The organism is Bacteroides cellulosilyticus, from assembly GCF_020091405.1.
Classification (GTDB): Bacteria; Bacteroidota; Bacteroidia; order Bacteroidales; family Bacteroidaceae; genus Bacteroides.
In genome coordinates this window covers 6,024,937-6,046,861 of record NZ_CP081903.1, presented here as the reverse complement: position 1 = coordinate 6,046,861, position 21,925 = coordinate 6,024,937, and the positions used below count along the sequence as shown (strand labels likewise).

The window sequence follows — 21,925 nt, the reverse complement described above, 5'->3', positions numbered from 1 at the left end:
TTAAAAACTAAAAAACATTATGGAATTAACAGAATTCATTGAAAAGTTTGCAGAACAATTTGACGAAACAGATGCTGCTGAATTCAGAGCTGATACAGAGTTTAAGGCTCTTGAAGAGTGGTCTTCACTTTCAGCTCTTTCTATCATTGCTATGGTGGATGAAGAGTATGATATAACTCTGAAAGGAGATGATATCAAGACATCCGAGACTATCGAGGACTTGTTTAATCTTATTCAAAGTAAGGCTTAAATGCATGGCATTTCTTCAAATTGATAATGTTCGGATCGCCGGCTTTGCAGCCGGTGTTCCGGCAACTATTGTTCGTAATGATGGTTCAATGGTTTATTCTGCAGACTATGATGCCGCGGCATTTGTTGAAATGACAGGCGTTCGTGAACGTCGTGTGGATAACACTTCATGTACTTCAGATCTTTGTTATGCAGCTTCAGAAAAATTATTAGCTGATTTAAATTGGGATAAAAAGGAAGTAGGTGCTATTATATTTGTTTCGCAAACCGCAGATTATAGATTTCCTGCTACTTCTTGCATATTGCAAGACAGATTAGGATTAAGCAAGGAATGTTATGCGGCTGATGTTAATTTAGGTTGTTCTGGTTGGGTTTACGGTCTTAGCATTGCTGCGTCTTTGATGCAGACTGGTAACATAACAAAAGCTTTATTGATGGCAGGGGATGCAAAGCGTCTTATGCCAGAAGATGACCCTCTTTTTGGCTTTGCCGGTACAGTCACTGCATTAGAATACAGTTCTGATGCCCAACCATTTAATTTCCATTTTGGAACAGATGGTAGTGGCTATGATGCCATTATTATGCCTGATGGAGGAGTTCGCAATGGTTTATCTATAAACTCTTTCAAGAAAGAAATTGTTGATGGTAAGGAATATACACGTTTGCAGTGCCGCATGAAAGGTATGGATGTGTTCAGCTTTGGCATTTCTACCGCTCCAAAATCAATCAAGAAACTGGCTGAAAGATTTGAATTTGATTATCAGGCTTATGACTATTTCGTTTTCCATCAGGCAAATTTAAAGATGAACGCTATGATTCAGAAGAAGTTGAAGCTTAATCCTGAGAAAGTTCCTATCAGTATGCCTACATTCGGTAACACATCTTCTGCCAGCATACCTCTGACAATAGTCACGCAACTTAAAAATAAGATTGAAAATCAGCCTGCAAAATTGCTTTGCTGTGGTTTTGGTGTAGGGCTTTCTTGGGCTACTGTGGCTTTTGAAACCGATAATATTGTAATATCAGATTTAGTAGAGATATAATATGTATAATCCATTTTCATTAGAAAGCAAGCATATCCTTGTTACAGGAGCTTCTTCCGGCATTGGTAAAGCCACTGCAATAGAATGTTCTAAGATGGGAGCAACGCTTACTATCTGTGGTCGCAATGAAGAGCGTCTCAATGAAACTCTATCATTATTGACAGGTGAAAACCACGACACTTATGTGGGTGATCTTAATGATGCCAATGTCATAAAGAAATTGGTTTTGGGTAGTGCTATTTATGATGGCCTTGTCTTGTGTGCAGGACAGATGAAAACAGTTCCTTTCAAATTTGCAACACCAGAACAGTTTCAAGACATGTTTACCACAAATTTATTTTCTCCTGTTGAGTTACTCCGTCAACTTGTTAAGTCAAAGAAAGTGAATAAGAATTGCTCTGTTGTTATTATAGCTTCTATTGGAGGAATTAAAGGTTTTCCTGCGGGAAACTCAATCTATGGGGCATCCAAAGCTGCGCTTAACTCGATGATGATCTCTTGTGCCAAAGAATTGGCTCCACGTATTCGTGTTAATTCTATCTGTCCCGGCATGGTTGAAACACCTCTTATTTATGGTGGTTCTTATTCAGAAGAAGATATGCAGAAGAATGCGGCAGAATATGCTCTTAAGAGGTATGGCAAACCAGAGGAAGTAGCTTATGGAGCTGTTTATCTGCTTTCGGATGCTGCGTCATGGATAACAGGCATTTCTTTGTTCATCGATGGAGGATGTAAACTATAAAATAATAATTTATGCCTTATTTCAAATTTAGTAATATTAAAATTACAGGTGTAGCTACCTCTATACCTTCACATATCGTTAAAACAGATGATAGAGCAGATGTATGGGGCAAAGAGTATATTGAAAAGTTTAAGGCTAACGTTGGCATTGAACAGATTCATACTACAGCCGAACATCAAACCGCATCAGACCTTTGCTACGATGCTGCGGAACGTCTTATTCAACATAAAAATGTTAATCGTGAAGAGATTGGCGCAGTACTGTTTGTTGGCTTCTCTACAGACTATTGGCGTCCGTCAAACGCCTGCATTTTACATTATCGACTGGGACTTTCTCAGGGTTGCGTAGCCTATGATCTTCGTTTGGCTTGTTCTGCTACACCTTATGGCTTGCAGGCTGCATGCTCTATGATGCAGACATCCGATATTAAGAAGGTGCTCTTGCTTGTTGGCGAAATGTCGTCTCAAAGTACCTATCAAGGTGACTCTACCGCATTGCTTTTCGGTGATGCCGGTTCTGCAATTCTTCTTGAGAAAACGGAAGAAGAGAATGTCATTGAGGAAATGCTTTGTTCAGATGGTTCTGGATTCAAAGCTATTATTGTGCCTGCCGGAGGTTTCCGTAATCCGGATGCTACACACGAAGTATTCACTCTTGCCAATGGCAGTAAGAATACATTGTATAATACGTGGCTGAACGGTGCTGATGTATTTGCATTCTCAATTTCAGCCGTACCAAAGACCACTAAGGCTTTTTTTGAGAAAACCGGTTCAAAAGTGGATGACTATGATTGTTTTCCTATTCATCAGGCCAATAAGGCTATCTGCTTAAAAATTGCCAAGAAACTGGGTATCCCTCTTGAAAAGATGCCGCTGGTAGTAGACAAATATGGCAATACAACCGCAACATCTCTCATTCTTGCTTTATGCGATACTTATGGTTATGATAACTCTAACAAAGAGCTCAATTGCCTTATCCAAGCATTTGGCATTGGCTTATCATGGGGAGTGGCTTCAGCCCGGATCAATACAAATGATATATTACCAGTTGCAGAAACCGACAATATTTTTACTGAAGGTATTATCAATAGCCCTGCTGATATAGGCATAGAGTAATTTTATCAGATGTTACAAATAGGAGAAACTTATGAAGCCGATCTGCTTATCAATTACGATAAACAGGTGATATTTTGCGATATTATTGGCGATTTGAATGAATTGCACCGTAAACATGGGGATGCACGTGTCTTGATCAATGGCATGTATTCCGTATGCTTGGTAGGTGGTATTCTATCGAAACTCTATCCGGAATCTATTAACATACAGCGTTCTGCTAAGTTCATCCGCCCGATATATCTTGATGAATCTTACAAAGTTATTGTGAAGCTTTGTGATATGGTCAAAGATATGGGTATAGGTATTGTAAGGGCTCAAGTTAAAGATGCAAAGAATCGCATATGCCTTACAGTGGATACACAAATAAAAAATAGGGAATATTTTTCTTGAAGTAAAAAGATTATGGCTTTTTTAAAATATAAAGGAGTAGGCATTACAGCATTGGCTGCTGCGATACCACGACAAGTAATAGACAACTATAAATATACTCAATACTTTTCTGAAAATCAGGTAAAGCAGGTTGTTGATAAAGTTGGCATCTTCGAACGTCGTTTTGCTGATGCGAAGACCTGTTCGAGCGACCTTTGTTTCGCAGCTGCGGAAAAGTTGATTGCAGACAATAATATAGATAAGAGTGAAATAGATCTACTTCTATTTATTTCGCAGACGGGTGATTATCGTATGCCTGCCACTTCTGTGCTTTTGCAGGATCGTCTTGGCCTGCCTTCTACAACCATAGCTTTTGACATGGTTTTAGGGTGTTCTGCTTTTATTTATGGTTTAAGTACAGTATTTGCGATGATGCAGCAGTCTGGCCTTCGCAAAGCTCTGATTCTTGACGGAGAAACACGGTCAAAGGTGTATTCTCCAAAAGACCGACGTACGGCTTTCCTCTTTGGCGATGGAGGTGTGGCTGCCATTGTAGAGCGCAATAAGAAAATAGGTGATAGTTGGTTCTCTTTGAATTCTGATGGTTCTCGTGGTGATTTGATCAAGATAAATGGAGGGGGCTACCGTAATCCAAGCTCTATTGAAACTCTCAGAGAGAGAGTTGTTGATGAATATGGGAATATTCGCAACGATGAGCAAGGTTATATGAAGGGGGCTGATGTGTTTAACTTCGTAATAACTGAAATACCGCGTGATATGAAGGCTTTACTTAAATGGAGCGGGGTTGATGTTCACTCGCTGGATTATTATACGTTTCATCAGTCCAATAATTTTATTAATAGTTATTTGGCAAAGAAACTAAAACTCGATTTTAGTAAGATTCCTTCTACGATAGATAAATATGGTAATACTTCTTCTGTCTCTATACCGCTTACCATTGTTGATCAGCTGAATGGTAAGATGGATGGTGACAAGCGATTGTTTATGAGCGCTTTTGGTGTAGGCATGACTTGGGCAAATGCCATTGTACCTTTTTTTGATTTGAAAATTAGCGATATTGTTGAAGTAGAAAACGGGATACGGGTTCAATGAATGAAGGTTACTAAAGTTGTTAATAGCATATTCAGTTCCAATACTTATATTTTGGAGGATGACACTGCCTTTGATGTGTGGCTTGTGGATTGTGGTGACATAGACAATATAATCTCTTCCTTACCTTCAAAAAAGGTAAAAGGGGTACTACTTACACATACGCATTTCGACCATATATATGGGCTGAATGATCTCTTTGAAATATATCCGGATTGTTGCGTTTTTACGAATATTTATGGTAGGGAGGGATTACTTTCTGCAAAAAAAAATATGTCATTCTTTCACGAAAAACCATTTATCTTTAATAAAAAGGAAAAGATATTTGTGGTTGAAGACGGAATAGAAATCAATATTGGCTTTACAAGTGCCAAGGCGTTTTTTACACCAGGGCATTCAGAAAGCTGTATTAGTTATATTGTAAATGATTATCTATTTTCGGGAGATTCTTATATTCCCGGCATTAAAGTAGTCACCAATCTTCCCGGCTCTAATAAGTTCGAGGCGGTATCGAGTGCGAAATTAATAGAATCTATGGCCTTGAACAAAGTTCTTTGTTCTGGTCATGGCGAGATAACAAAGATATAAGATGGAGCAGGTATCTTCTAATAGAAGAATAGCTAAGAATACTTTATTCCTTTACATTCGTATGTTATTCGTGATGGCTGTAACGCTTTACACATCACGATTGGTGCTCGATGCTTTAGGGATAGAAGATTATGGACTATACAATGTTGTTGGCGGTATAGTCTCAATATTTGCCATCATCAACGGCGCATTATCATCAGGTTCTTCCCGATTCATTACATTTGAATTAGGCCGTGGCGATAAAGAACGATTAGGTAAGACTTTTAGTGCATCGTTTTTAATTCATACCGTTATTGCTCTCATTGTATTTGTACTTGCGGAAACGATAGGCTTATGGTATGTTAATAATATACTTGTCGTACCCGAAGGAAGATTAGTGGTGGCTAACTGGTTGTATCAGTTTTCTGTTCTAACCTGTATGCTTTCTTTGACGCAGGTACCTTACAGTGCTTGTATCATAGCGCATGAGGAAATGAATATCTATGCTTTTGTAGGTATAGCGGAGGCTGTTTTTAAGCTTTTGATGGTGCTTTTTCTTATCGCAATTGATAGTTTTGACCGTTTGCTCTTTTATGGAGCTATGATATGCGGATGGCAAATATCACTTCAATTTTTCTATCGGTTCTATTGTAAACGCAAATTTAAAGAATGCAGGTTGCGTATAGTGAACGAAAAGCATTACTACAAGTCTATGCTTCGTTTTTCTTTGTGGGACGTCATGGGGACAATTTGTGTTACTGGATACGCACAAGGTATTAACCTGATGATTAACTTCTTCTTCGGGGTTGTAGTCAATGCAGCACGAGGTATTGCTTTACAGGTGGAAATGGCTGTTAGGCAGTTTTCTAACAATTTTATGGTGGCTGTAGGTCCACAGATAACCAAACTTTTCAGTTTAGGTGAAACTGAAAAGATGATGAGTCTGGTGCGTGGCTCTTCGAAATACTCATTCTTGATGTTTTGTACAATTTCGCTACCGTTATTCTTGAAGATCGATTATGTTTTGGGGTTGTGGTTAAAAGAAGTACCGGAATATAGCGCTATATTCATTCGCTGTCTGATGCTTTGTAATATGGTTAGAGCGTTTGCACGGCCCGTTGTGCTAGCTGTGCATGCATCGGGTAATATCAAGTGGCTCAATCTCTATGCGGGTGGAGCCAGTATTTTGCTCAATTTGCCCCTTAGCTATACAGCCTATATTTTAGGGTTCCCACCTTATGCTTGCTATGTCGTTTGTTTCTTTGTAAATATCTTGTGCAACTATCTTGAGCTGATAGTATTGCGTAGGCAGATACCTTTCAGTATCGGTCGTTATAGCCGGATGGTGTATATGCGTTCTTTGGTTATTGTGGCCATTTCAATGGTGTGTATGTTGGGCGTATCAAATATAACGTCCAGTTACCCGTTCTTTTCACTCGTAGCGGTATGTTGCACGAGTGTGGTTGCTATGGCTGTTTGTACGTATTATATTGGAATGAATAAAGAGGATAGAAGCAAAATCGTTCATTATATTAAATCCAAGATATGCAAGTAATAGGTGATAGTGATATAAAATTGGCCAACGGGGTTGAAATGCCTCGTCTTTTTCAGGGATTACCATTAATAATGGGTTTGAAAGATATAGACTTGAATCAATTCAAGCGGATTATAGAAAATTCTTATAATGCTAATATCAAAGGCCTTGACACTTCGCACGACTATGGCAAGAGTGAAAGATTTATTGGTAAGAGTATCAAAATGCTTGTTAAAGAGGGGCTGGTTGAGCGCGATGATTTTTTTATCACATCCAAGATTGGAAATGCTCAGCAATATGAAGGAAATATAGAGAATTATGTAGATGAAAGCTTGAAAACCTTAGGTTTGGAACAACTCGATCTGATGTTGTTGCATTGGCCGGTACCTGGTCATTATATTGAAAATTGGAAGAAGTTGGAGAAGATTTACCGTAAAGGTAAGGTAAAAGCGATTGGTATAGCCAATGCGCGTGTGCGTCATCTTGAGGCAATGGAGGGCGTGGCAGAAATCATACCTCATGTAGTGCAAACGGAAATACACCCGTTCAATGTCTGCGAGGATTTACAAGCGTATTGTAAACATAAGCATATTGCTTTGCAGGCATGTTCTTCACTTTGCCTTATGATTGCACTGGTGAAAGAGAATCCTACACTGTTGCAGCTTGGAGTCAAGTACGACAAGTCTGTGGCGCAGATAATGCTTCGTTGGAGCATACAATGTGGTATTGCACCTATATTCCGTGCTTTCAAGACTCATCACATTCAAGAAATATCAGATATCTTTTCTTTTGAAATTACGAAAGAAGATATGAATACCATTTCAACTTTAAATCAAAATTTCCGTTATCATCCCGAATCGTCTAACTGTGCAGGATTTTAATTATATATGACTATTTTTTTGAAGTTATTAGTAAAGGCCAGCCGTCATAGAGTGGTGGTGATGTTAGCATTGATATGCTATGTGGTAATATGTTATCTGAGTTCTTTTTGGGGATTTGTTTGCGCCATAACAGTTTTTATAGTCTTTTGTGTGATCATGTTTTTTATTGTGCTCAATAAGCTTGTCAAAAAAACGAATTGGTGGAAGAATAATATGGCTTTATCCAAACAATTTGTAAGTAATAACGGCTATCGTAGCAACTTGCAACGTAATTATGAAGTGGTTAATGTTGGAAGCAATCCTGCCCGGTTCGCATTCTTCTACGAGGATATCAGAGGGCAGAATTGGTCATCGGGAACTCAGGGACTTGATATGGACTTGGAAGTGTTACGCTTCTATCATAGCTTTATGAAGCAAGGTGCCACGGTCATTCTACCTATTGTGGCTTTCTCGTCGGTCAGTGGATATTTAAACCGATATCCGTCAAGTAAGCGTTATCTTGCAAAGTTTGCGTCCATTCTTGATGGTTTGCAGATTAAGTATCATCCCAAGTTTAAAGATTTATGTAGTTATATGCAATATCCGTTGCTTTACAATTTTAGTGCTTTACGTTATCTGGTAAAAGATATTGATCCTGATCGTCGATTGGATATTTCAGGACAGCCTATGCAGGCGATTGAAATGGAGGAGGATGCGCGTTGCTGGATAGAGAAGTGTTGGAAGCCGGAGTTTAATATCCAAAGTTTGGATGCACCTTTAACAAAGGAGTTGCAGGAAGGTAGGGATGTGTCTGTTTTGATGATGTGCAATATGATAGAATTTTTGCGAGAAAGAGGCTACAAGCCCGTCATAGTGTCATTGCCTATGTCTGCCGCCCTTTGTGCTTACTTCACGCCGCGGGCATACGAAACTTATATTACGTCTTTTATTCGTATATTCGAGCAGATGGGGATACCTTGTCTTGATTATACGTACGATAATCGTTTCACTAGGCACGAATATTATTTCAACGCTCTTTTTATGAATCTCAAAGGGAGAAAAGCTTTTACTCATCAAGTTCTTGAAGATATAAAGCGGATTGGAACTCTTGATTAGAAGAGTTCCTGATATTCCTGTTTTGCGTCAAAGCAGGGACACGCCTTATGCACTGATTTACTGAGCTGATAATGTCCTAATATCTTTGCTTTTGGATAATCCGCTTTTAGCTGCCTTAATAGATCCAGGAGTGAACATTTTTGTGCATACGTTCTCGTATCAGCCGTTTGACCGTCCTCGTTGAGTCCGCCTTCATAGCAGATGCCAATACTTTTATCATTCCAGCTCGTGGCGTGTGCCCCGATCTGGTGAACCGGACGACAAATGTGTACCTGTCCATTACGTGTGATGTAGAAATGATAACCGATACTTGCAAACCCTTTTGCCAAGTGGCATCGATGCAAAGCTTCTACTGAGAAGTTTCTGTCGCATCGTGTTGCTGAGCAATGAACTACCAGGAGGCGTACCTCCCGATAGTTCTGATAGAAACTGCCCGTCGTCATGCTCCTAAGCCCATGCAGGCATTCAGTCCGAATATGCCTGCCAATGCGGACGCTACGGCAATTACAACTTTGATGATTACACTCCAGGTTGAATTTGATTTTTTTTCCATGTAACTGTAATTTAGTAATTAGCTATTAGTAATAAATAATTAGTAATTGGAATCTGCGCAGCCTTTCATTGTTAATTTCTGAAGGCTACGCTTTTAAATTCTATCCCAGCGGGTTTTCATCCAGTCCTCCGCCACCGGTGTTGCCACCGTCATCCGGTTTACTGCCGGAATTTCCATCGGAAGAGGGCGTTTTTGAAAAGTCCACTGTCGTCTGTCCTGCCTTTTGAGCTTTGAGCAGCAGACGCGTGGCAGCACGGGTAGGTACGAGTGAAAACTCAAGACCCGAGAATATGGTTTTCAAATCTTCGCCCGGAATGAATTGGATATTAACTCCGGTGATGTTGGTAGCCGTAAATTTTTCCGCGGTTTCTGCACCCCGGCTAGTAATTTGAAGACGAAATTTTCCCAGATCTCCGAAGTCTACTTGTTCGCCTGCACGCAGGCCGTCAATCATGTTTTCCACGGTAGCGATGATAACCGCGGTGACGTCGGCACGACTGGCGGTGGTCTGCGCGGCTACACGGCGGCTCAGTTCTTTCAGGGACAGTTCCCCTGTGATTTGTGACTTGGCATACGCCTTTGCGCTCTCATCCTGGTTTTGCGGATTTTTGAGCATTGCGATACTGTAATTCAATCCCATGGTTAATAAATTAAATAGTTAATAATTAAATAATTAAGCTCTCGCGGAAAGGCTCGGTCGGCTCTGTGAAACTCTGCGTCCTCCGTGGTGAGCAATACAAAGATACAACCTCCCGGACCTGTGAAAATGAGTGACATTGACACTTGATAAACCTGTTTCGGAATAGGTGATATCCGATGACTTTTTTGTACCTTTATAGCATAAACAGTACTCTAAAAGTTATCGTAAAATGAAGAAAATTACATGTAGTCATGATACGGATGTACCCGTAGAAGAATGGCCTGTCCGTCCTTATTCCAAAAGTGAGTTAGCGCGTGCATACGCGCCTGAAATCGGGGAGCGTTCGGCTCTTAACCGCCTTTCGCGCTGGTTGCGCGGGAACGTGCTTCTGTATCAGGCTTTGCTGGATACGGGCTACCGTTCTGCTCAACAGATTTTTACCAGCAAGCAGGTGGAACTGATTTTTGAGTATATAGGGAGACCTTAAGGCTTGAGAGGGAAGATTTGAAAGTGGCACTTGTGATGTTTGACACTTGCGGCTGCAAAGCCTGACGCTTGCGGCTGTGTAAGCATACACTTGCACAAGCATAGCCCGACGCAACCGCAAGTGTTATTCCCCTCAACTTTCGATGAGCCTGATCCAAGGTGAATGATCCCTACTCATGACTTTGCCTTGTGCTTCCGCTATTACTTGCTCTTCGGACTCCCGTTCGTCGTAACGTCCGCAGGCTTGTCGGACATATAGGACGCTTCCTGTCTGGCACAGGTCTTGGTCGCGCACCTTCAGCATGTCGAGTCGGGTATAGTTGCTGTCCTGCCGGTTGATGCGGGATATGGAAAATATGAAATCGGCCAGATTGGCCCAGTTGGCACTGCCTGCTATGGTATACATGTCAATCTCTTCCAGCTCGTTCTTCCCGTTGAGTTTGGTGAGTTTGCGCGGATGGGCTACGATGATGACCCATATATTGTTGGTTCTGCCCCATGCCTGCATCTGCGTCAGCATGGCTTTTATGGCTTGGGTTTCGGTGTTGTACCGGTTGGTTTCCACCTCCATGAAGAGGTATGGATCGATAATGAGATATTTCAGTGGAAGGGTGCGCCGCACCATGTCCGCTCTCGCGATGATATTGTTGGGAGTGGGGGATACTTCATGCAAGTCGAGGTGCACCATGTGGCTATCCAGGAAACTGACAATAGGTTTCAACTGTTCTTGGGTATAATTTACAGTGTTCACTTTTCCCAGCATGAGCTGCACGAGATGGGCGATATGCTTGTCTTTGTCGGGCACTTCGAAAGAGAGGTAACATACATAGCGTCCGGTCTTGGCCATGAGCCGGCACGTGAGGTCGTTCAGAAAATCGGTCTTTCCGCTGTTGGGTACTCCGGTCTCGATAATCAGGCCTCCCTGGTCGGTGGGGTGGAATACATGGTCGGTCAAGGGGCCGTAACCTACGTCGTATCCGTGGTCGTATTCTCCGTGCAGCACGTTCAGAATCCCGTTTGCACGTTCGCTTACGGTGACGATGTCCGCTGTGTGTTGCGGTCGGGCGGATTCGATGATTTCGTGTACGACTTCGATGCCGTATGTGGCGAGTACGTCGGAAATGTCCTTGCAGTCGCCGGGTAGTGTGGTGAGTAGGCAACGCTCTCCGAAGTAGTCGGTGAGATGCTTCACCAGGGTTCTTCCCGGTAGGTCGATGTCTCCGCAGATCACGATATCCCTCACTTGGTCTATCCAGGGTTCGAAGGCTTCGAAACTTTTAGAGAGATCGCTTGCCGCTCCGTTGGGTACGCTAATAACGTAATGATAGCCTGCTTCTTTGAGTGTAAGCACATCTTTTTCACCTTCGGTGATGATGAGTCGGAGGATGGTTTCCTCGGCTACCTTCAGGGGATTGATGCAGTCGATGTGGTAAGGTGGGCAAGGTGTGGTTGGTGAATCCTGGCTCCAGAATTTGGTATATCCGGCAGCTTTTTCCCTGCCGGTTGTTTCTCCTTCATCTGTGGCCTTGATAGTTGAGGGATCGCACGAGCGATATTTGACATTTATGGGCTGTCCGTTCAGAAAGTTGACGTAGGCTATGCAATGATGCATGGTTCCGGTGCTCTTGTTGGCTTCATCCTTGCCGTAGCAGCGATGCATGAGACAGCCGATATGGGCTTCAATAGCCGTTTTCAGTGAGATGCCTTGATCTGCAAGATAGCGTCGGGCAGCGAGTTGATTCTGGTCCTTAGTCTCGGGATCATCTGTCAGAGGTTTGATTTTGGAGAATACTTCGGGAGGTAATTTTTTGTAATCTTCGGGAATCATAGGTACTTCGGATGTGGCTTTTCCACTGCCGTTTCCCGATTCTCTTTCCTGGCGGATATTGTGGGTAGGGTAATGTGTACCCATAAATTTATCACCGGCTGTTCCGGTAAATGACGAATTATAGCTCGGCCTTTCTTCCCAGAAGTCTTTGAGCTTCCCTTTGAAGTCGCAACCGCTGGAGAAGCAGTGAAAAGCTCCTGTCGTTTTGGAAATATAAAGATGTTTTTTGCCGCATTTAGGGCACTCTGTTACGAAGTTCTTTCCTGCATTCTTACGTTCGGGAAAGTCACATAGATAATAAAATGGTTTCATTGGATTTATGAATTATAAATTATGGTTTATGGGAGAGTTTTATACCCATTTGTTGCTTAACACATTCCATGTCGCTTCTGCTGATGGTCTTGGTGGTGCATCCTCGGGTATATTCACTGTTCCTTCCATCTCATCGTCGTAGAATCGCATTTCGGATTCGGGATCTGTCCATTCGAATTCGTTGAGAGGGTGATTGCTGCGTTGATTACTTCTTATTTCATGAACTGCTTGTTTTCGTTTCTCTCTGTTTGTTCTTGCAGCGTCGTTTAACAGATGTTGTCCGTGGGCTGATTTCAACAGATTGCTCAACCAGCATAGCCGTCCGGTGTGATTGGATTTCATGAATCGTGCTTGCGAAGCAAAATAAGGAATTAGTAGTTCATTGACCAGATAAATGAGATTCTCACATGCGTGTTTGCGTGTGAGTCCTTCGTGCAGTTGGAACCAATTGATGAGTGGCGTTAGTATCTGTGCTTTCTGCGTGGAATCCTTATTGATAAGATGAAAAAACTCTTTAGCGGCAGCTAAAGATTCCGGTGTAACAATATTTTTTTTAGAAGAATTATCCTCTAAAGGTATGTCGCCTTCAGGCGAAGCTTTTTCGTCAGAAGAACTCCCTTTAGTATTATTAATATTATATATATCATCTACCGGATAAGTTTCCGGAAATTCGTCCGGTAATTCTTCCTGTGAAATCTTCCCCACCCAGAGTGGGGAGTAAAATAATTTCATCCCATATGCGTTTTTTTCGGGCATTATCCCGAATGAGCCGCATCGTTTGACGGCTTCCGTGAGAAACTTGGCGTTCTTGAATGCCAGCGCTATACTGATCTCGTAGAAGTTCTCCACCGGATAGGCCTTTCCTTCATTCATGTAAGGTGTCAGTCCGAGGTACAGGTTCAAGAGTTTTGGGATGACCGAATCCGTAATCTTGCGACTTTTCCAGAGGCCGATTGTCTTTTGCAGTTCCGCTATGGAGAGGGTTGGTTTGAGTGGTTTCATTGCTTGTTTGTTTTAAGAATTTGCGGTGAAGTTATGGAGAAAGAAAATAGCGGTGTTACCATCATGTTGGTAATCCGTGTTAAATATTAACATTATTTTAAAGAAGAATATGAAAAAAGTAGCTTATACTTACAAGGCTTTGGGAGATAGCATTGCTTTTCTCCGTGAAGTTTCCGGAATTCCGGTAAAAGAATTGTGTGAGAGCTGTGGAATCAGTAATCGCACGTATTATCAGGTGATAATTGGAGAGACGTTAGCATGAGCTATTACATTCGGATCTTTCACTATTTGCGTGAGAATACGGATGAGGAGCGGTGTACTGAATGTCGCTATGCTATGGAAAAATACCTGTTGGACGCATGGTTTAGATGAAATTTTATCGTAACTTTGTAATCTAAGCGAAGGGAGCTGAAGATGATTTCGAAGTAAACTGAAAGATATGGAACAGCAAAGACGACTTTATCCGATAGGGATACAGACTTTCTCGGAAATCCGTGGAAAGAACTATTTGTATATAGATAAGACGGAATACGTTTATCGAATGACACATTTCGATTCTAAGTATGTGTTTCTGAGCCGCCCTCGTCGTTTTGGGAAAAGTTTGCTTACCAGCACGTTGCATGCTTATTTTGAAGGTCGGAAGGAGTTGTTCGAAGGTCTTGCCATCGATAAGATGGAGACGGAATGGAGTCGGCATCCGGTGCTTCATTTTGACATGAGCATGGCAAAGCATGTGGATAAGGAACGTTTGGAACAAATGCTAAGCGTTCAATTGTACAGATATGAAGAAACGTACGGTAAAGTGAATGAGGAAGTGACCTTGAATGATCGTTTTTCCGGACTTATCCGTCGTATTTACCATCAAACCGGCCGCCAGGTTGTTGTCCTCATTGATGAATACGACGCCCCTCTTCTTGACGTTGTCCATGAAGAAAAGAATTTGCCTGTGCTTCGGGATGTGATGCGCAATTTCTATAGTCCGTTGAAAGCTTGCGATCCTTATCTGCGTTTTGTGTTCCTCACCGGCATCACAAAGTTTTCCCAACTGAGCATCTTTAGTGAATTGAATAATATCAAGAACATCAGTATGGATGGACCGTATGCGGCCATCTGCGGTATCAGTGAAGAAGAAATGCTGACGCAGATGGATAATGACGTGGATATACTGGCGACACGTATGGGATTGACCCGTGACGAGGTTCTTGCCAAATTGAAAGATAATTATGACGGCTATCATTTCACCTGGCCGTCGCCCGACATATACAATCCTTTCAGCTTGTTGAACGCTTTTGCCGATGGCAAGATGAATTCTTATTGGTTCGGTAGTGGCACACCTACCTATCTGATAGAGATGTTGAATAAATATCATGTAATTCCTCAACAGATTGGAGACCGGAAAGCGCTGGCTGAATCTTTTGATGCGCCTACCGAGCGGATAACGAATATCACTCCGTTGCTTTATCAAAGCGGTTATATCACGATAAAGGATTACTCTCCCATTACGAATCTTTATCTGCTGGATATCCCCAATAAAGAAGTGCGCCTGGGTTTGATGAAGAGTTTGTTGCCCGGTTATCTGCATCAATATACTATGGATGGGCTTACCACGGTGGCTCTGCTGTACGAGGCTATCTATGAAAAGAGATTGGATGATGGACTGCGCTTGTTGCAGACTTTCCTTTCTACGATTCCTTATTGTGACAATACCGATTATGAAGGCCATTACCAATCGTTGCTTTACACAATTTTCAGTCTGCTGGGTATGTATGTGGATGTGGAAGTGCGCACTCCGCGCGGTCGTGTGGATGTGGTGATGCGTAGTTTGTCCGCTCTCTACGTGATAGAGCTGAAGCTGGACAAAACGGCCGATGCCGCCATGGATCAGATTAATCTGAAGAATTATCCCGAACGTTTTGCGCTGTGCGGTCTGCCGGTGGTCAAGGTCGGGATTAATTTCGATAGTGAGCGGAGGACGCTGGGGGATTGGAAGATAGAGATGGTTCATTGAAAAGTGTAATTTTCCTGAAAGTGTAATCTTGTAGTATAATTTTATTGTAGGTTGTGAAACGTTGGAACGTTTACGACCGCATCATTAGTGCTTATAGGATAAGAAGCATACGTATCGGTCGTGTCCGTATAAAATCCATCCATTTTATTTTAATCATATCAAAATGAACGTAATTAAGACTCCGATAGATGGCGTTGTCATCATCGAACCCCGTCTTTTTAAGGACGCTCGTGGCTATTTCTTTGAGTCATTTAATCAGAAAGAGTTTGTAGAAAAGGTGTGTCATACTGTATTTGTGCAGGATAATGAAAGTAAATCTTCTTATGGAGTCATTCGTGGCTTACACTTTCAGAAGCCGCCTTTTGCTCAAAGTAAATTGGTGCGTGTTGTGAAAGGAGCGGTACTTGATGTGGCTGTAGATATTTGTAAAAATTCTCCCACTTTTGGGCAGCATGTAGCAGTAGAGTTGACAGATGAAAATCATCGTCAGTTCTTTATACCTCGTGGTTTTGCTCACGGTTTTAGTGTGTTGAGTGAAGAGGTTATTTTTCAGTATAAATGTGATAATTTTTATGCACCGCAAAACGAGGGGGCGATTGCGTGGGATGATCCGGATTTGGGGATTGACTGGGGGATACCGGGAGATAAGGTGGTACTGAGCGAGAAGGATAGATTGCATTTGAGGTTGAAAGATGCTGAATGGCTATTTTAACTATAAAGATGCTTTGTACTAAATATTTGTCTGTGTGGAATATATATTGCGGCTGTTAGACCATCTTTTGAATAGTAAAACAAAGATTATACTTAAGAAATGATGAAAATAGGTTTATTGTCTCTTCATAAAAATGCAAATTATGGTTGGGTACTCCAATGTTATGCCTTATTATCTATACTTAAAAGCTTAGGGCATGATGTTACATACATTGATAAAGTTGATTTTGTAGAGAAAAAGAAAAAAGTAATAATAAAAAGTCAGATAAAAACTTTTTTAAGACTCATTTTAGGAAAAAAGAAAGTAAATAGCAATATAAATCCTTTTTTTTTGAAATACATAACTCCTAGAACCTCTGAAATTAGATCTGTTAAAGGATTGGATAAATTGCAGTACTTTGATGCTGTAATAGTAGGGTCTGATCAAGTTTGGCGTCCTCTATATGTTCATCCAATAGAGAATTATTATTTGGATTTTGTGAAAAATAGTGCATGTAAAAAGATCAGCTATGCAGCTTCTTTTGGAACAGATAAAGCTGAATATTCAGCAAGTGAAATTCAGATATGTGGTGATTTGTTGAAGTTATTTCATGCGGTTTCAATACGTGAGTCCTCTGCTATAGGTCTGATTCGTGATGTATATAAATGGCAAACAGTTCCTCCGGTACACGTTTTGGATCCTACATTACTTCTATGTCAAGCAGATTACGATAAATTGATAGGGGACTCAGAATCAATAGCTTTTAATGGTAACTTATTTTGCTATTTACTTGATATGACTTCGGAAAAGGGTTCTATCGTTCGAAAATTAGAGTCTGACTTGCAGAAAAAAGCCTATTCAATTCAATTGAATACTTCCTCAATGCCTAGCGTTGAGAATTGGTTGAAAGCTTTTAAGGATGCTGATTTTGTTTTCACAGATTCGTATCATGGATGTATTTTCTCTATTATTTTCAGAAAACCTTTTATTGTGATGGGAAATAGGTCTCGTGGTTTAGCGCGTTTTACTTCATTACTAGAAATGTTTGGATTGATGGATTTAATGATTGAATCATCACAAGAACTGACTTCTACACGTATTGATCGATGTTTGTCAATAGATTGGATTGAAATGGAGGAATGTATTGCAAAGTATCGAAATATATCAATTACGTTTTTGAAAACTGCATTGGATAACTGTTAATCTGTTAAAGTCGTAAAATCTGAAATTATTTTTATGAATTATATATTTTGTCAAAATTGGAAGAATACTGATGGCAATCATGCTGGTATGAAGCATATGTGTCAGCTATTGAAAGAAAACTATCCGGGAAAGTATGAACTAATAATATTTCCGGATAATAAAAATCTGTTTGTAAGCTCTTCAAATAAGTATTTTCGATTTTTTAAAGCTTATATTTTTGATAGAATATGGATACCTTTGTATCATCTGTTTATTACATTTTTTGTACTGATCAAAATTAGAAATGAAGATAGTGTTATTCTATTAGAGTATTTGTTACCTACTTATTCCCAATTAGGAATAGCTAAAACATTTAAATTGTTTAGACCTAAAGTCAAAAGAATTGCATTAGCTCATCTTACTCCATTGTCATTGCAGTCTTTTTTTTCACAAAATCAAGTTTTAAAGTGGGGGAAACAAGTTGATTATCTACTAACGTTTGGTTCTTCTTTAACAGCATATTTTGTTGAAATGGGAGTGCCTAAAAGTAAAGTATTTACTATAAAACACTATGTTGATTCTAGTTATTATTATCAAATTAAAACTTCAGAGCCAACTCTAAAACCTACTGTTATTGTAATGGGGGCTATGAAAAGAAATTTTAGATTACTGGCAGATATTGTGAATAATGTTGAGGGGGTTCGTTTTATAATTTGCAAGGGAAAATTGCCATTAGATGGGTATTTTAAACGATCGGATGATATACAATTATTTGGTTTTGTTTCTGAGGATGAACTAAGAAATTTGATGTGTAAATCGGATATTTCATTGAATATTATGGATGATACTGTGGGAAGTAATGTTATTACCACTAGCATGGCAATGGGGTTAGCTATTATTGTTAGTGATGTAGGTTCTATTCGGGATTATTGTGATAATAGCAATGCTATATTTTGTAAGAATGACATTAATAGTTTTAAGACAGCAATTGAAGTGTTGATGCAAAAGAAAACACTTCAATCAATGAAAGTGGCTTCGCTCTTGAAGAGTAAACAACTTAGTTTTGAGCAGTTTAATGATGTAGTGAAGAAAATGATGGATTGTTAAAGAGAATATTAAATAGCAAAATATGAACTTATTGTTATCAATAATTGTACCTGTCTATAATGTAGAGAAGTACTTAGAAAGATGTCTTGATAGTATCTTGATTCAACCATTTAAGAATTTTGAATTAATTTTGGTGAATGATGGAAGTACTGATAATAGTTTGAGCATTTGCAAACGCTATGAAGCTACAAACAATAGAATTGTTATAGTAGATAAACCGAATGGCGGATTAAGTAGCGCAAGGAATGCCGGTTTGAATGTAGCAAAAGGTAATTATGTATCATTTGTTGATAGTGATGATTTCATATCTAGTGATTTTTATGAAGCTAATATGGAATTCTTGGAACAAAACCCAGATATTGATATGATGATATTGCCATATTGTAAATATTCTGATACGGATAATATCCTTTATAAAAATGATCCACAAGTTTTGCTTAATAAAACTGATGTACTTAATTATTTGTTTTCGAACAAGTATAATTGTGCGGTATGGAGATGTATTTATAAAATTGATATATTCTTATATTCAAGGTTTGCCGAAGGTCGATTGTTTGAAGATGGATATATCTTACCTGAAATCGCACAATGTGTTTCGTCATTGGTTATTTCAGAGGTGGGATGCTATTATTATGTAGTACGCGAAGGGTCTATCTGTAATTCTACTTATTCGTTGAGAAAACGTACCCAACAACTTGATACATTGAGAAAAATACTTGACTACTGTATGATAAAACAACTCGATAGTGCAATATTTGTACATTATTACTTCTCGTATTCATACCTTATAGTTAAGGCTGTTGCTCAAAATAATTATCAAGTACTGAGTGCTTATATACAAGACTGGAAGAACAAATCTACTTTATTAAGAAAAGCACTACTTCTGGCTTCTTTCAAATATAAGATTGTTTTACTTTTAATAATGGTTGCTGGTTTTAAAGTATCTGCCAAAGTGATTGGTAAAAAATAGTAGACTGCATTTTGATTGATGTACTTTTATATAGTTTGAATGGATGATTTTATTGTTACTATTATTAATAGTTTCCTTTATGTAGTGACTTTTATCTATGTATATAGTAAGCATAGAACGATAAGCGTGGGAGTATTTTTAATGTTCATGTATGCTACGATATCGCTTTTTTGTGTCATTAATTACAATGCTTCTTCTCATTTCTGGCATTTTTCTTTTTTCTCATTTCTGTATTTATATATTGTGATCTTAATCTTCATGAAGCCATTCATGAAGAACCGTTTTGTTATTCAAGAAAATCCGCTATCTAGTTATAATGTTTATCGAACTATAGCCAAAGTTTATATTGTTTTGGCTATATTTAGTAGTATTGTGTATTTCCCGATAGCATTAGATAGTTTATATTCTTCTGATCTGGCGGATATATATGAGATGGCTCATGAAGAAAAGGAAGGTAATCTATTTTCGAAATTTACTAATTTGTTTTTTCATGTTCGATATTTGGGTATGGTTCTTTTTTTCTCTTTTCTGGCAAAGGAAAAACAAAGCAAGATTTTTCTTTTTTTATTGGGGATTGCTGCATTTCTTCCTGTTATATTGGCCACTATCTCTTTGGCGAGTAGGGGAGGTATGGTCGCTTTGTTTGCGAATTTTGCAATCGTTTACTTAATGATGAAAGATATCTTGCCAAAATATGTGAAGCGAACATTGATAATTGCTGTCTCGATAATTATTCCTCTGATTTTGATCTACTTTATTGCGGTGACTGTAAGCCGTTTTGAAGAGAGTTCACTCAATATTGATGCCGGTGAATCGATGATGTATTATTTGGGACATTCCATGTTAACTTTTAATTATGGAGTTATGGACACTATTCAGAACTATGCCAATGGCGCATATATGTTTGATTGTAGTAGTTTAAAGGATGTCCGGTTTGGGACTCATTTTGGAACGAATTTTATTACGTTTGTTGGTGTACTATATCTTGATTTTGGTTTAGTGGGAACAGTTCTGGTGGCTATTATATTCTGCAGTTATTTCTGCAAAATAGGTAGGCATCGTTTTCTTGACATACCTGACATATATTTACTGCTTACGTATTCTATGTTGATATTTAATGGTGTATTTGTGTTGGGCCGTGGGTATGGAATTCAATTATTGGAAGCTTGGATTATATACTTTTTACTAAAATTTATTCAAAGAGCGACAATCGGGCGCATGCACCTGAGAGCGTAATAACACAATTATTATATCATGGTTAAAATTATTGCATATTATTTGCCGCAATATCATCCTATTCCAGAGAATAATGGATGGTGGGGGAATGGGTTTACGGAATGGACTAATGTAGCTAAGGCAAAGCCTTTGTTTAGACATCATTTGCAGCCCAAAATACCAAAAGATTTAGGCTTTTATGATTTGAGAATTCCGGAAGTGAGAGAAGCGCAGGCTGAACTGGCTAGGGAAGCTGGGGTGTATGGCTTTTGTTATTGGCATTATTGGTTTGGGAATGGAAAACAATTGTTAGAATATCCAATTAATGAAGTAGTAAAAACAGGGAAACCTGATTTCCCTTTTTGTTTAGGCTGGGCAAATGATTCATGGTTATCTAAGTCTTGGAATACACAGCATAAATCTCAGGGAAAGATATTGATAGAGCAACAATATCCGGGAGATGATGATATTATAAATCATTTTAAGACTATAATTCCTATTATCTCAGATAAGCGATATATAAGAATTGATAATCGACCATTATTTGTAATATATCGTCCTTTGCTGATTCCTGATTTTCCTAATTTTAAAAGTTTATGGAATAAATTGATTAAGGAATCAGGCATTGCCGATTCTTTTTTCTTTGTAGCGTATTCTATAGATGAAAAAGAAAATAGCAGATTGCTAAATGATGGCTTTGATGCGATCAATATGTTGCGTTTAGGAGCTTATCGGTTTGATTCTAAGTGTATTAGAGAAAATATGTTTAACCTATTTAGATACAAAACATTTCACTATCCCTTAAGATTGAAATACTCAAAGATGATTAAACATCTCATAAAAAAAGAAGTGGATAGTGCGGAAAATATTTTCCCTTCTATTCTTCCCAATTGGGATCATACTCCAAGGAGTGGTAAACGTGGTGTCGTTTTTGAGGGATCTACTCCAAAGCTTTTTATGAAGCATGCAGAAATGGTGATAGATGCTGTTAGGTCTAAGCCCAGTTCAAAACAAATTATATTTTTGAAATCATGGAATGAATGGGGAGAAGGTAATTACATGGAGCCCGATTTACAAAATGGCAAAGAATATATTTGGGCTTTGAAGAAAGCGATAGATAAATCAATAAATCAAGAGTAAGGTCTGTAAATACTCAAATTGTTTTTTTAACGTGTCTTATAGAAAAGATATACTCTGCAAAGGGTACTAGTTCTTAATTAATAAAA

24 protein-coding genes are annotated in these 21,925 nt (G+C 39.3%); 19 read left to right on the top strand and 5 right to left on the bottom strand.

Annotation, left to right across the window (positions count from 1 at the left end; genetic code table 11):
- Positions 1-19: 19 nt before the first annotated feature.
- From K6V21_RS23350 to K6V21_RS23305, 10 genes are all read left to right on the top strand, one after another.
- A complete protein-coding gene (locus K6V21_RS23350) occupies positions 20-250 on the top strand; it encodes a phosphopantetheine-binding protein (protein WP_217714339.1) in 231 nt (76 codons plus the stop codon).
- A 4-nt stretch (positions 251-254) separates the two neighbouring features.
- Positions 255-1,292, top strand: a complete 1,038-nt coding sequence (locus tag K6V21_RS23345; RefSeq protein ID WP_224320039.1) for a 3-oxoacyl-ACP synthase III family protein — start codon at positions 255-257, stop codon at positions 1,290-1,292.
- A 1-nt stretch (position 1,293) separates the two neighbouring features.
- On the top strand, positions 1,294-2,034 hold the full coding sequence (locus K6V21_RS23340) for an SDR family NAD(P)-dependent oxidoreductase (RefSeq protein WP_217714337.1): 741 nt from the start codon (positions 1,294-1,296) through the stop codon (positions 2,032-2,034).
- An 11-nt stretch (positions 2,035-2,045) separates the two neighbouring features.
- Entirely contained in the window at positions 2,046-3,149 is a 1,104-nt protein-coding gene (locus K6V21_RS23335) for a 3-oxoacyl-ACP synthase III family protein (RefSeq protein WP_217714336.1), read from the top strand.
- 9 nt (positions 3,150-3,158) lie between these two features.
- Complete coding sequence (locus tag K6V21_RS23330; RefSeq protein ID WP_217714335.1) at positions 3,159-3,539, top strand: hypothetical protein; 381 nt, start codon at positions 3,159-3,161, stop codon at positions 3,537-3,539.
- A gap of 12 nt (positions 3,540-3,551) precedes the next feature.
- Entirely contained in the window at positions 3,552-4,631 is a 1,080-nt protein-coding gene (locus K6V21_RS23325) for a 3-oxoacyl-ACP synthase III family protein (RefSeq protein ID WP_217714334.1), read from the top strand.
- Positions 4,632-5,216 carry an MBL fold metallo-hydrolase gene (locus K6V21_RS23320; protein WP_217714333.1) on the top strand — a complete coding sequence of 195 codons (585 nt, stop codon included), beginning with the start codon at positions 4,632-4,634 and terminating at the stop codon, positions 5,214-5,216.
- A gap of 1 nt (position 5,217) precedes the next feature.
- The gene (locus K6V21_RS23315) at positions 5,218-6,750 is read left to right on the top strand and encodes a lipopolysaccharide biosynthesis protein (RefSeq protein ID WP_217714332.1); all 1,533 of its coding nucleotides are present in this window, start codon (positions 5,218-5,220) and stop codon (positions 6,748-6,750) included.
- On the top strand, positions 6,741-7,610 hold the full coding sequence (locus K6V21_RS23310; RefSeq protein WP_217714331.1) for an aldo/keto reductase family protein: 870 nt from the start codon (positions 6,741-6,743) through the stop codon (positions 7,608-7,610). Before K6V21_RS23315 ends, K6V21_RS23310 begins: the two co-directional genes overlap by 10 nt.
- 213 nt (positions 7,611-7,823) lie before the next feature.
- Complete coding sequence (locus tag K6V21_RS23305; RefSeq protein ID WP_224320038.1) at positions 7,824-8,705, top strand: hypothetical protein; 882 nt, start codon at positions 7,824-7,826, stop codon at positions 8,703-8,705.
- Here the strand turns inward: K6V21_RS23305 and K6V21_RS23300 are convergent.
- The 3 genes from K6V21_RS23300 to K6V21_RS23290 form a co-directional block, all read right to left on the bottom strand.
- Positions 8,702-9,148, bottom strand: coding sequence for an N-acetylmuramoyl-L-alanine amidase (locus K6V21_RS23300; RefSeq protein ID WP_217714329.1), 447 nt, complete (start codon positions 9,146-9,148; stop codon positions 8,702-8,704). The two genes, K6V21_RS23305 and K6V21_RS23300, sit on opposite strands and share 4 nt — an antisense overlap.
- A complete protein-coding gene (locus K6V21_RS23295) occupies positions 9,145-9,258 on the bottom strand; it encodes a smalltalk protein (protein WP_217714328.1) in 114 nt (37 codons plus the stop codon). The genes K6V21_RS23300 and K6V21_RS23295 overlap by 4 nt, the downstream gene beginning before the upstream one ends.
- Before the next feature lie 100 nt (positions 9,259-9,358).
- The gene (locus K6V21_RS23290; RefSeq protein ID WP_224320037.1) at positions 9,359-9,898 is read right to left on the bottom strand and encodes an HU family DNA-binding protein; all 540 of its coding nucleotides are present in this window, start codon (positions 9,896-9,898) and stop codon (positions 9,359-9,361) included.
- Between the two features lie 229 nt (positions 9,899-10,127).
- Here K6V21_RS23290 and K6V21_RS23285 point away from each other — a divergent pair, with 229 nt between their 5' ends.
- The gene (locus K6V21_RS23285; RefSeq protein ID WP_224320036.1) at positions 10,128-10,385 is read left to right on the top strand and encodes a DUF4248 domain-containing protein; all 258 of its coding nucleotides are present in this window, start codon (positions 10,128-10,130) and stop codon (positions 10,383-10,385) included.
- Positions 10,386-10,517: 132 nt separating this feature from the next.
- Here the strand turns inward: K6V21_RS23285 and K6V21_RS23280 are convergent, their stop codons facing one another.
- Positions 10,518-12,524: a bifunctional DNA primase/helicase gene (locus tag K6V21_RS23280; protein WP_224320035.1), complete on the bottom strand. Its 2,007-nt coding sequence runs from the start codon at positions 12,522-12,524 to the stop codon at positions 10,518-10,520.
- A gap of 39 nt (positions 12,525-12,563) precedes the next feature.
- A complete protein-coding gene (locus K6V21_RS23275; protein ID WP_224320034.1) occupies positions 12,564-13,526 on the bottom strand; it encodes a hypothetical protein in 963 nt (320 codons plus the stop codon).
- Between the two features lie 109 nt (positions 13,527-13,635).
- On the opposite strand from K6V21_RS23275, the gene K6V21_RS23270 reads away from it, so the two are divergent.
- The 8 genes from K6V21_RS23270 (at position 13,636) to K6V21_RS23235 (ending at position 21,839) form a co-directional block, all read left to right on the top strand.
- Entirely contained in the window at positions 13,636-13,788 is a 153-nt protein-coding gene (locus K6V21_RS23270) for a hypothetical protein (protein ID WP_224320033.1), read from the top strand.
- Between the two features lie 177 nt (positions 13,789-13,965).
- Positions 13,966-15,534, top strand: a complete 1,569-nt coding sequence (locus tag K6V21_RS23265) for an ATP-binding protein (RefSeq protein ID WP_224320032.1) — start codon at positions 13,966-13,968, stop codon at positions 15,532-15,534.
- Between the two features lie 163 nt (positions 15,535-15,697).
- Positions 15,698-16,246: a dTDP-4-dehydrorhamnose 3,5-epimerase gene (gene rfbC, locus K6V21_RS23260; protein ID WP_224320031.1), complete on the top strand. Its 549-nt coding sequence runs from the start codon at positions 15,698-15,700 to the stop codon at positions 16,244-16,246.
- Positions 16,247-16,345: 99 nt separating this feature from the next.
- Positions 16,346-17,428 carry a polysaccharide pyruvyl transferase family protein gene (locus K6V21_RS23255; RefSeq protein ID WP_052356196.1) on the top strand — a complete coding sequence of 361 codons (1,083 nt, stop codon included), beginning with the start codon at positions 16,346-16,348 and terminating at the stop codon, positions 17,426-17,428.
- A 33-nt stretch (positions 17,429-17,461) separates the two neighbouring features.
- Positions 17,462-18,514 (top strand): glycosyltransferase, encoded by a 1,053-nt coding sequence (locus tag K6V21_RS23250; protein ID WP_224320030.1) that lies wholly within the window; start codon positions 17,462-17,464, stop codon positions 18,512-18,514.
- A 22-nt stretch (positions 18,515-18,536) separates the two neighbouring features.
- Positions 18,537-19,484 carry a glycosyltransferase gene (locus tag K6V21_RS23245; RefSeq protein ID WP_224320029.1) on the top strand — a complete coding sequence of 316 codons (948 nt, stop codon included), beginning with the start codon at positions 18,537-18,539 and terminating at the stop codon, positions 19,482-19,484.
- A gap of 39 nt (positions 19,485-19,523) precedes the next feature.
- Positions 19,524-20,720 (top strand): O-antigen polymerase, encoded by a 1,197-nt coding sequence (locus tag K6V21_RS23240; RefSeq protein ID WP_081743650.1) that lies wholly within the window; start codon positions 19,524-19,526, stop codon positions 20,718-20,720.
- A gap of 18 nt (positions 20,721-20,738) precedes the next feature.
- Positions 20,739-21,839, top strand: coding sequence for a glycoside hydrolase family 99-like domain-containing protein (locus K6V21_RS23235; RefSeq protein ID WP_224320028.1), 1,101 nt, complete (start codon positions 20,739-20,741; stop codon positions 21,837-21,839).
- The last annotated feature ends 86 nt before the right edge of the window (positions 21,840-21,925 follow it).

Bases quoted from the DNA above. Each gene is read 5' to 3' on its own strand.
- K6V21_RS23350 (WP_217714339.1), top strand. From the start codon at position 20: ATGGAATTAACAGAATTCATTGAAAAGTTTGCAGAACAATTTGACGAA.
- K6V21_RS23345 (WP_224320039.1), top strand. From the start codon at position 255: ATGGCATTTCTTCAAATTGATAATGTTCGGATCGCCGGCTTTGCAGCC.
- K6V21_RS23340 (WP_217714337.1), top strand. From the start codon at position 1,294: ATGTATAATCCATTTTCATTAGAAAGCAAGCATATCCTTGTTACAGGA.
- K6V21_RS23335 (WP_217714336.1), top strand. From the start codon at position 2,046: ATGCCTTATTTCAAATTTAGTAATATTAAAATTACAGGTGTAGCTACC.
- K6V21_RS23330 (WP_217714335.1), top strand. From the start codon at position 3,159: ATGTTACAAATAGGAGAAACTTATGAAGCCGATCTGCTTATCAATTAC.
- K6V21_RS23325 (WP_217714334.1), top strand. From the start codon at position 3,552: ATGGCTTTTTTAAAATATAAAGGAGTAGGCATTACAGCATTGGCTGCT.
- K6V21_RS23320 (WP_217714333.1), top strand. From the start codon at position 4,632: ATGAAGGTTACTAAAGTTGTTAATAGCATATTCAGTTCCAATACTTAT.
- K6V21_RS23315 (WP_217714332.1), top strand. From the start codon at position 5,218: ATGGAGCAGGTATCTTCTAATAGAAGAATAGCTAAGAATACTTTATTC.
- K6V21_RS23310 (WP_217714331.1), top strand. From the start codon at position 6,741: ATGCAAGTAATAGGTGATAGTGATATAAAATTGGCCAACGGGGTTGAA.
- K6V21_RS23305 (WP_224320038.1), top strand. From the start codon at position 7,824: ATGGCTTTATCCAAACAATTTGTAAGTAATAACGGCTATCGTAGCAAC.
- K6V21_RS23300 (WP_217714329.1), bottom strand. From the start codon at position 9,148: ATGACGACGGGCAGTTTCTATCAGAACTATCGGGAGGTACGCCTCCTG.
- K6V21_RS23295 (WP_217714328.1), bottom strand. From the start codon at position 9,258: ATGGAAAAAAAATCAAATTCAACCTGGAGTGTAATCATCAAAGTTGTA.
- K6V21_RS23290 (WP_224320037.1), bottom strand. From the start codon at position 9,898: ATGGGATTGAATTACAGTATCGCAATGCTCAAAAATCCGCAAAACCAG.
- K6V21_RS23285 (WP_224320036.1), top strand. From the start codon at position 10,128: ATGAAGAAAATTACATGTAGTCATGATACGGATGTACCCGTAGAAGAA.
- K6V21_RS23280 (WP_224320035.1), bottom strand. From the start codon at position 12,524: ATGAAACCATTTTATTATCTATGTGACTTTCCCGAACGTAAGAATGCA.
- K6V21_RS23275 (WP_224320034.1), bottom strand. From the start codon at position 13,526: ATGAAACCACTCAAACCAACCCTCTCCATAGCGGAACTGCAAAAGACA.
- K6V21_RS23270 (WP_224320033.1), top strand. From the start codon at position 13,636: ATGAAAAAAGTAGCTTATACTTACAAGGCTTTGGGAGATAGCATTGCT.
- K6V21_RS23265 (WP_224320032.1), top strand. From the start codon at position 13,966: ATGGAACAGCAAAGACGACTTTATCCGATAGGGATACAGACTTTCTCG.
- rfbC (WP_224320031.1), top strand. From the start codon at position 15,698: ATGAACGTAATTAAGACTCCGATAGATGGCGTTGTCATCATCGAACCC.
- K6V21_RS23255 (WP_052356196.1), top strand. From the start codon at position 16,346: ATGATGAAAATAGGTTTATTGTCTCTTCATAAAAATGCAAATTATGGT.
- K6V21_RS23250 (WP_224320030.1), top strand. From the start codon at position 17,462: ATGAATTATATATTTTGTCAAAATTGGAAGAATACTGATGGCAATCAT.
- K6V21_RS23245 (WP_224320029.1), top strand. From the start codon at position 18,537: ATGAACTTATTGTTATCAATAATTGTACCTGTCTATAATGTAGAGAAG.
- K6V21_RS23240 (WP_081743650.1), top strand. From the start codon at position 19,524: ATGGATGATTTTATTGTTACTATTATTAATAGTTTCCTTTATGTAGTG.
- K6V21_RS23235 (WP_224320028.1), top strand. From the start codon at position 20,739: ATGGTTAAAATTATTGCATATTATTTGCCGCAATATCATCCTATTCCA.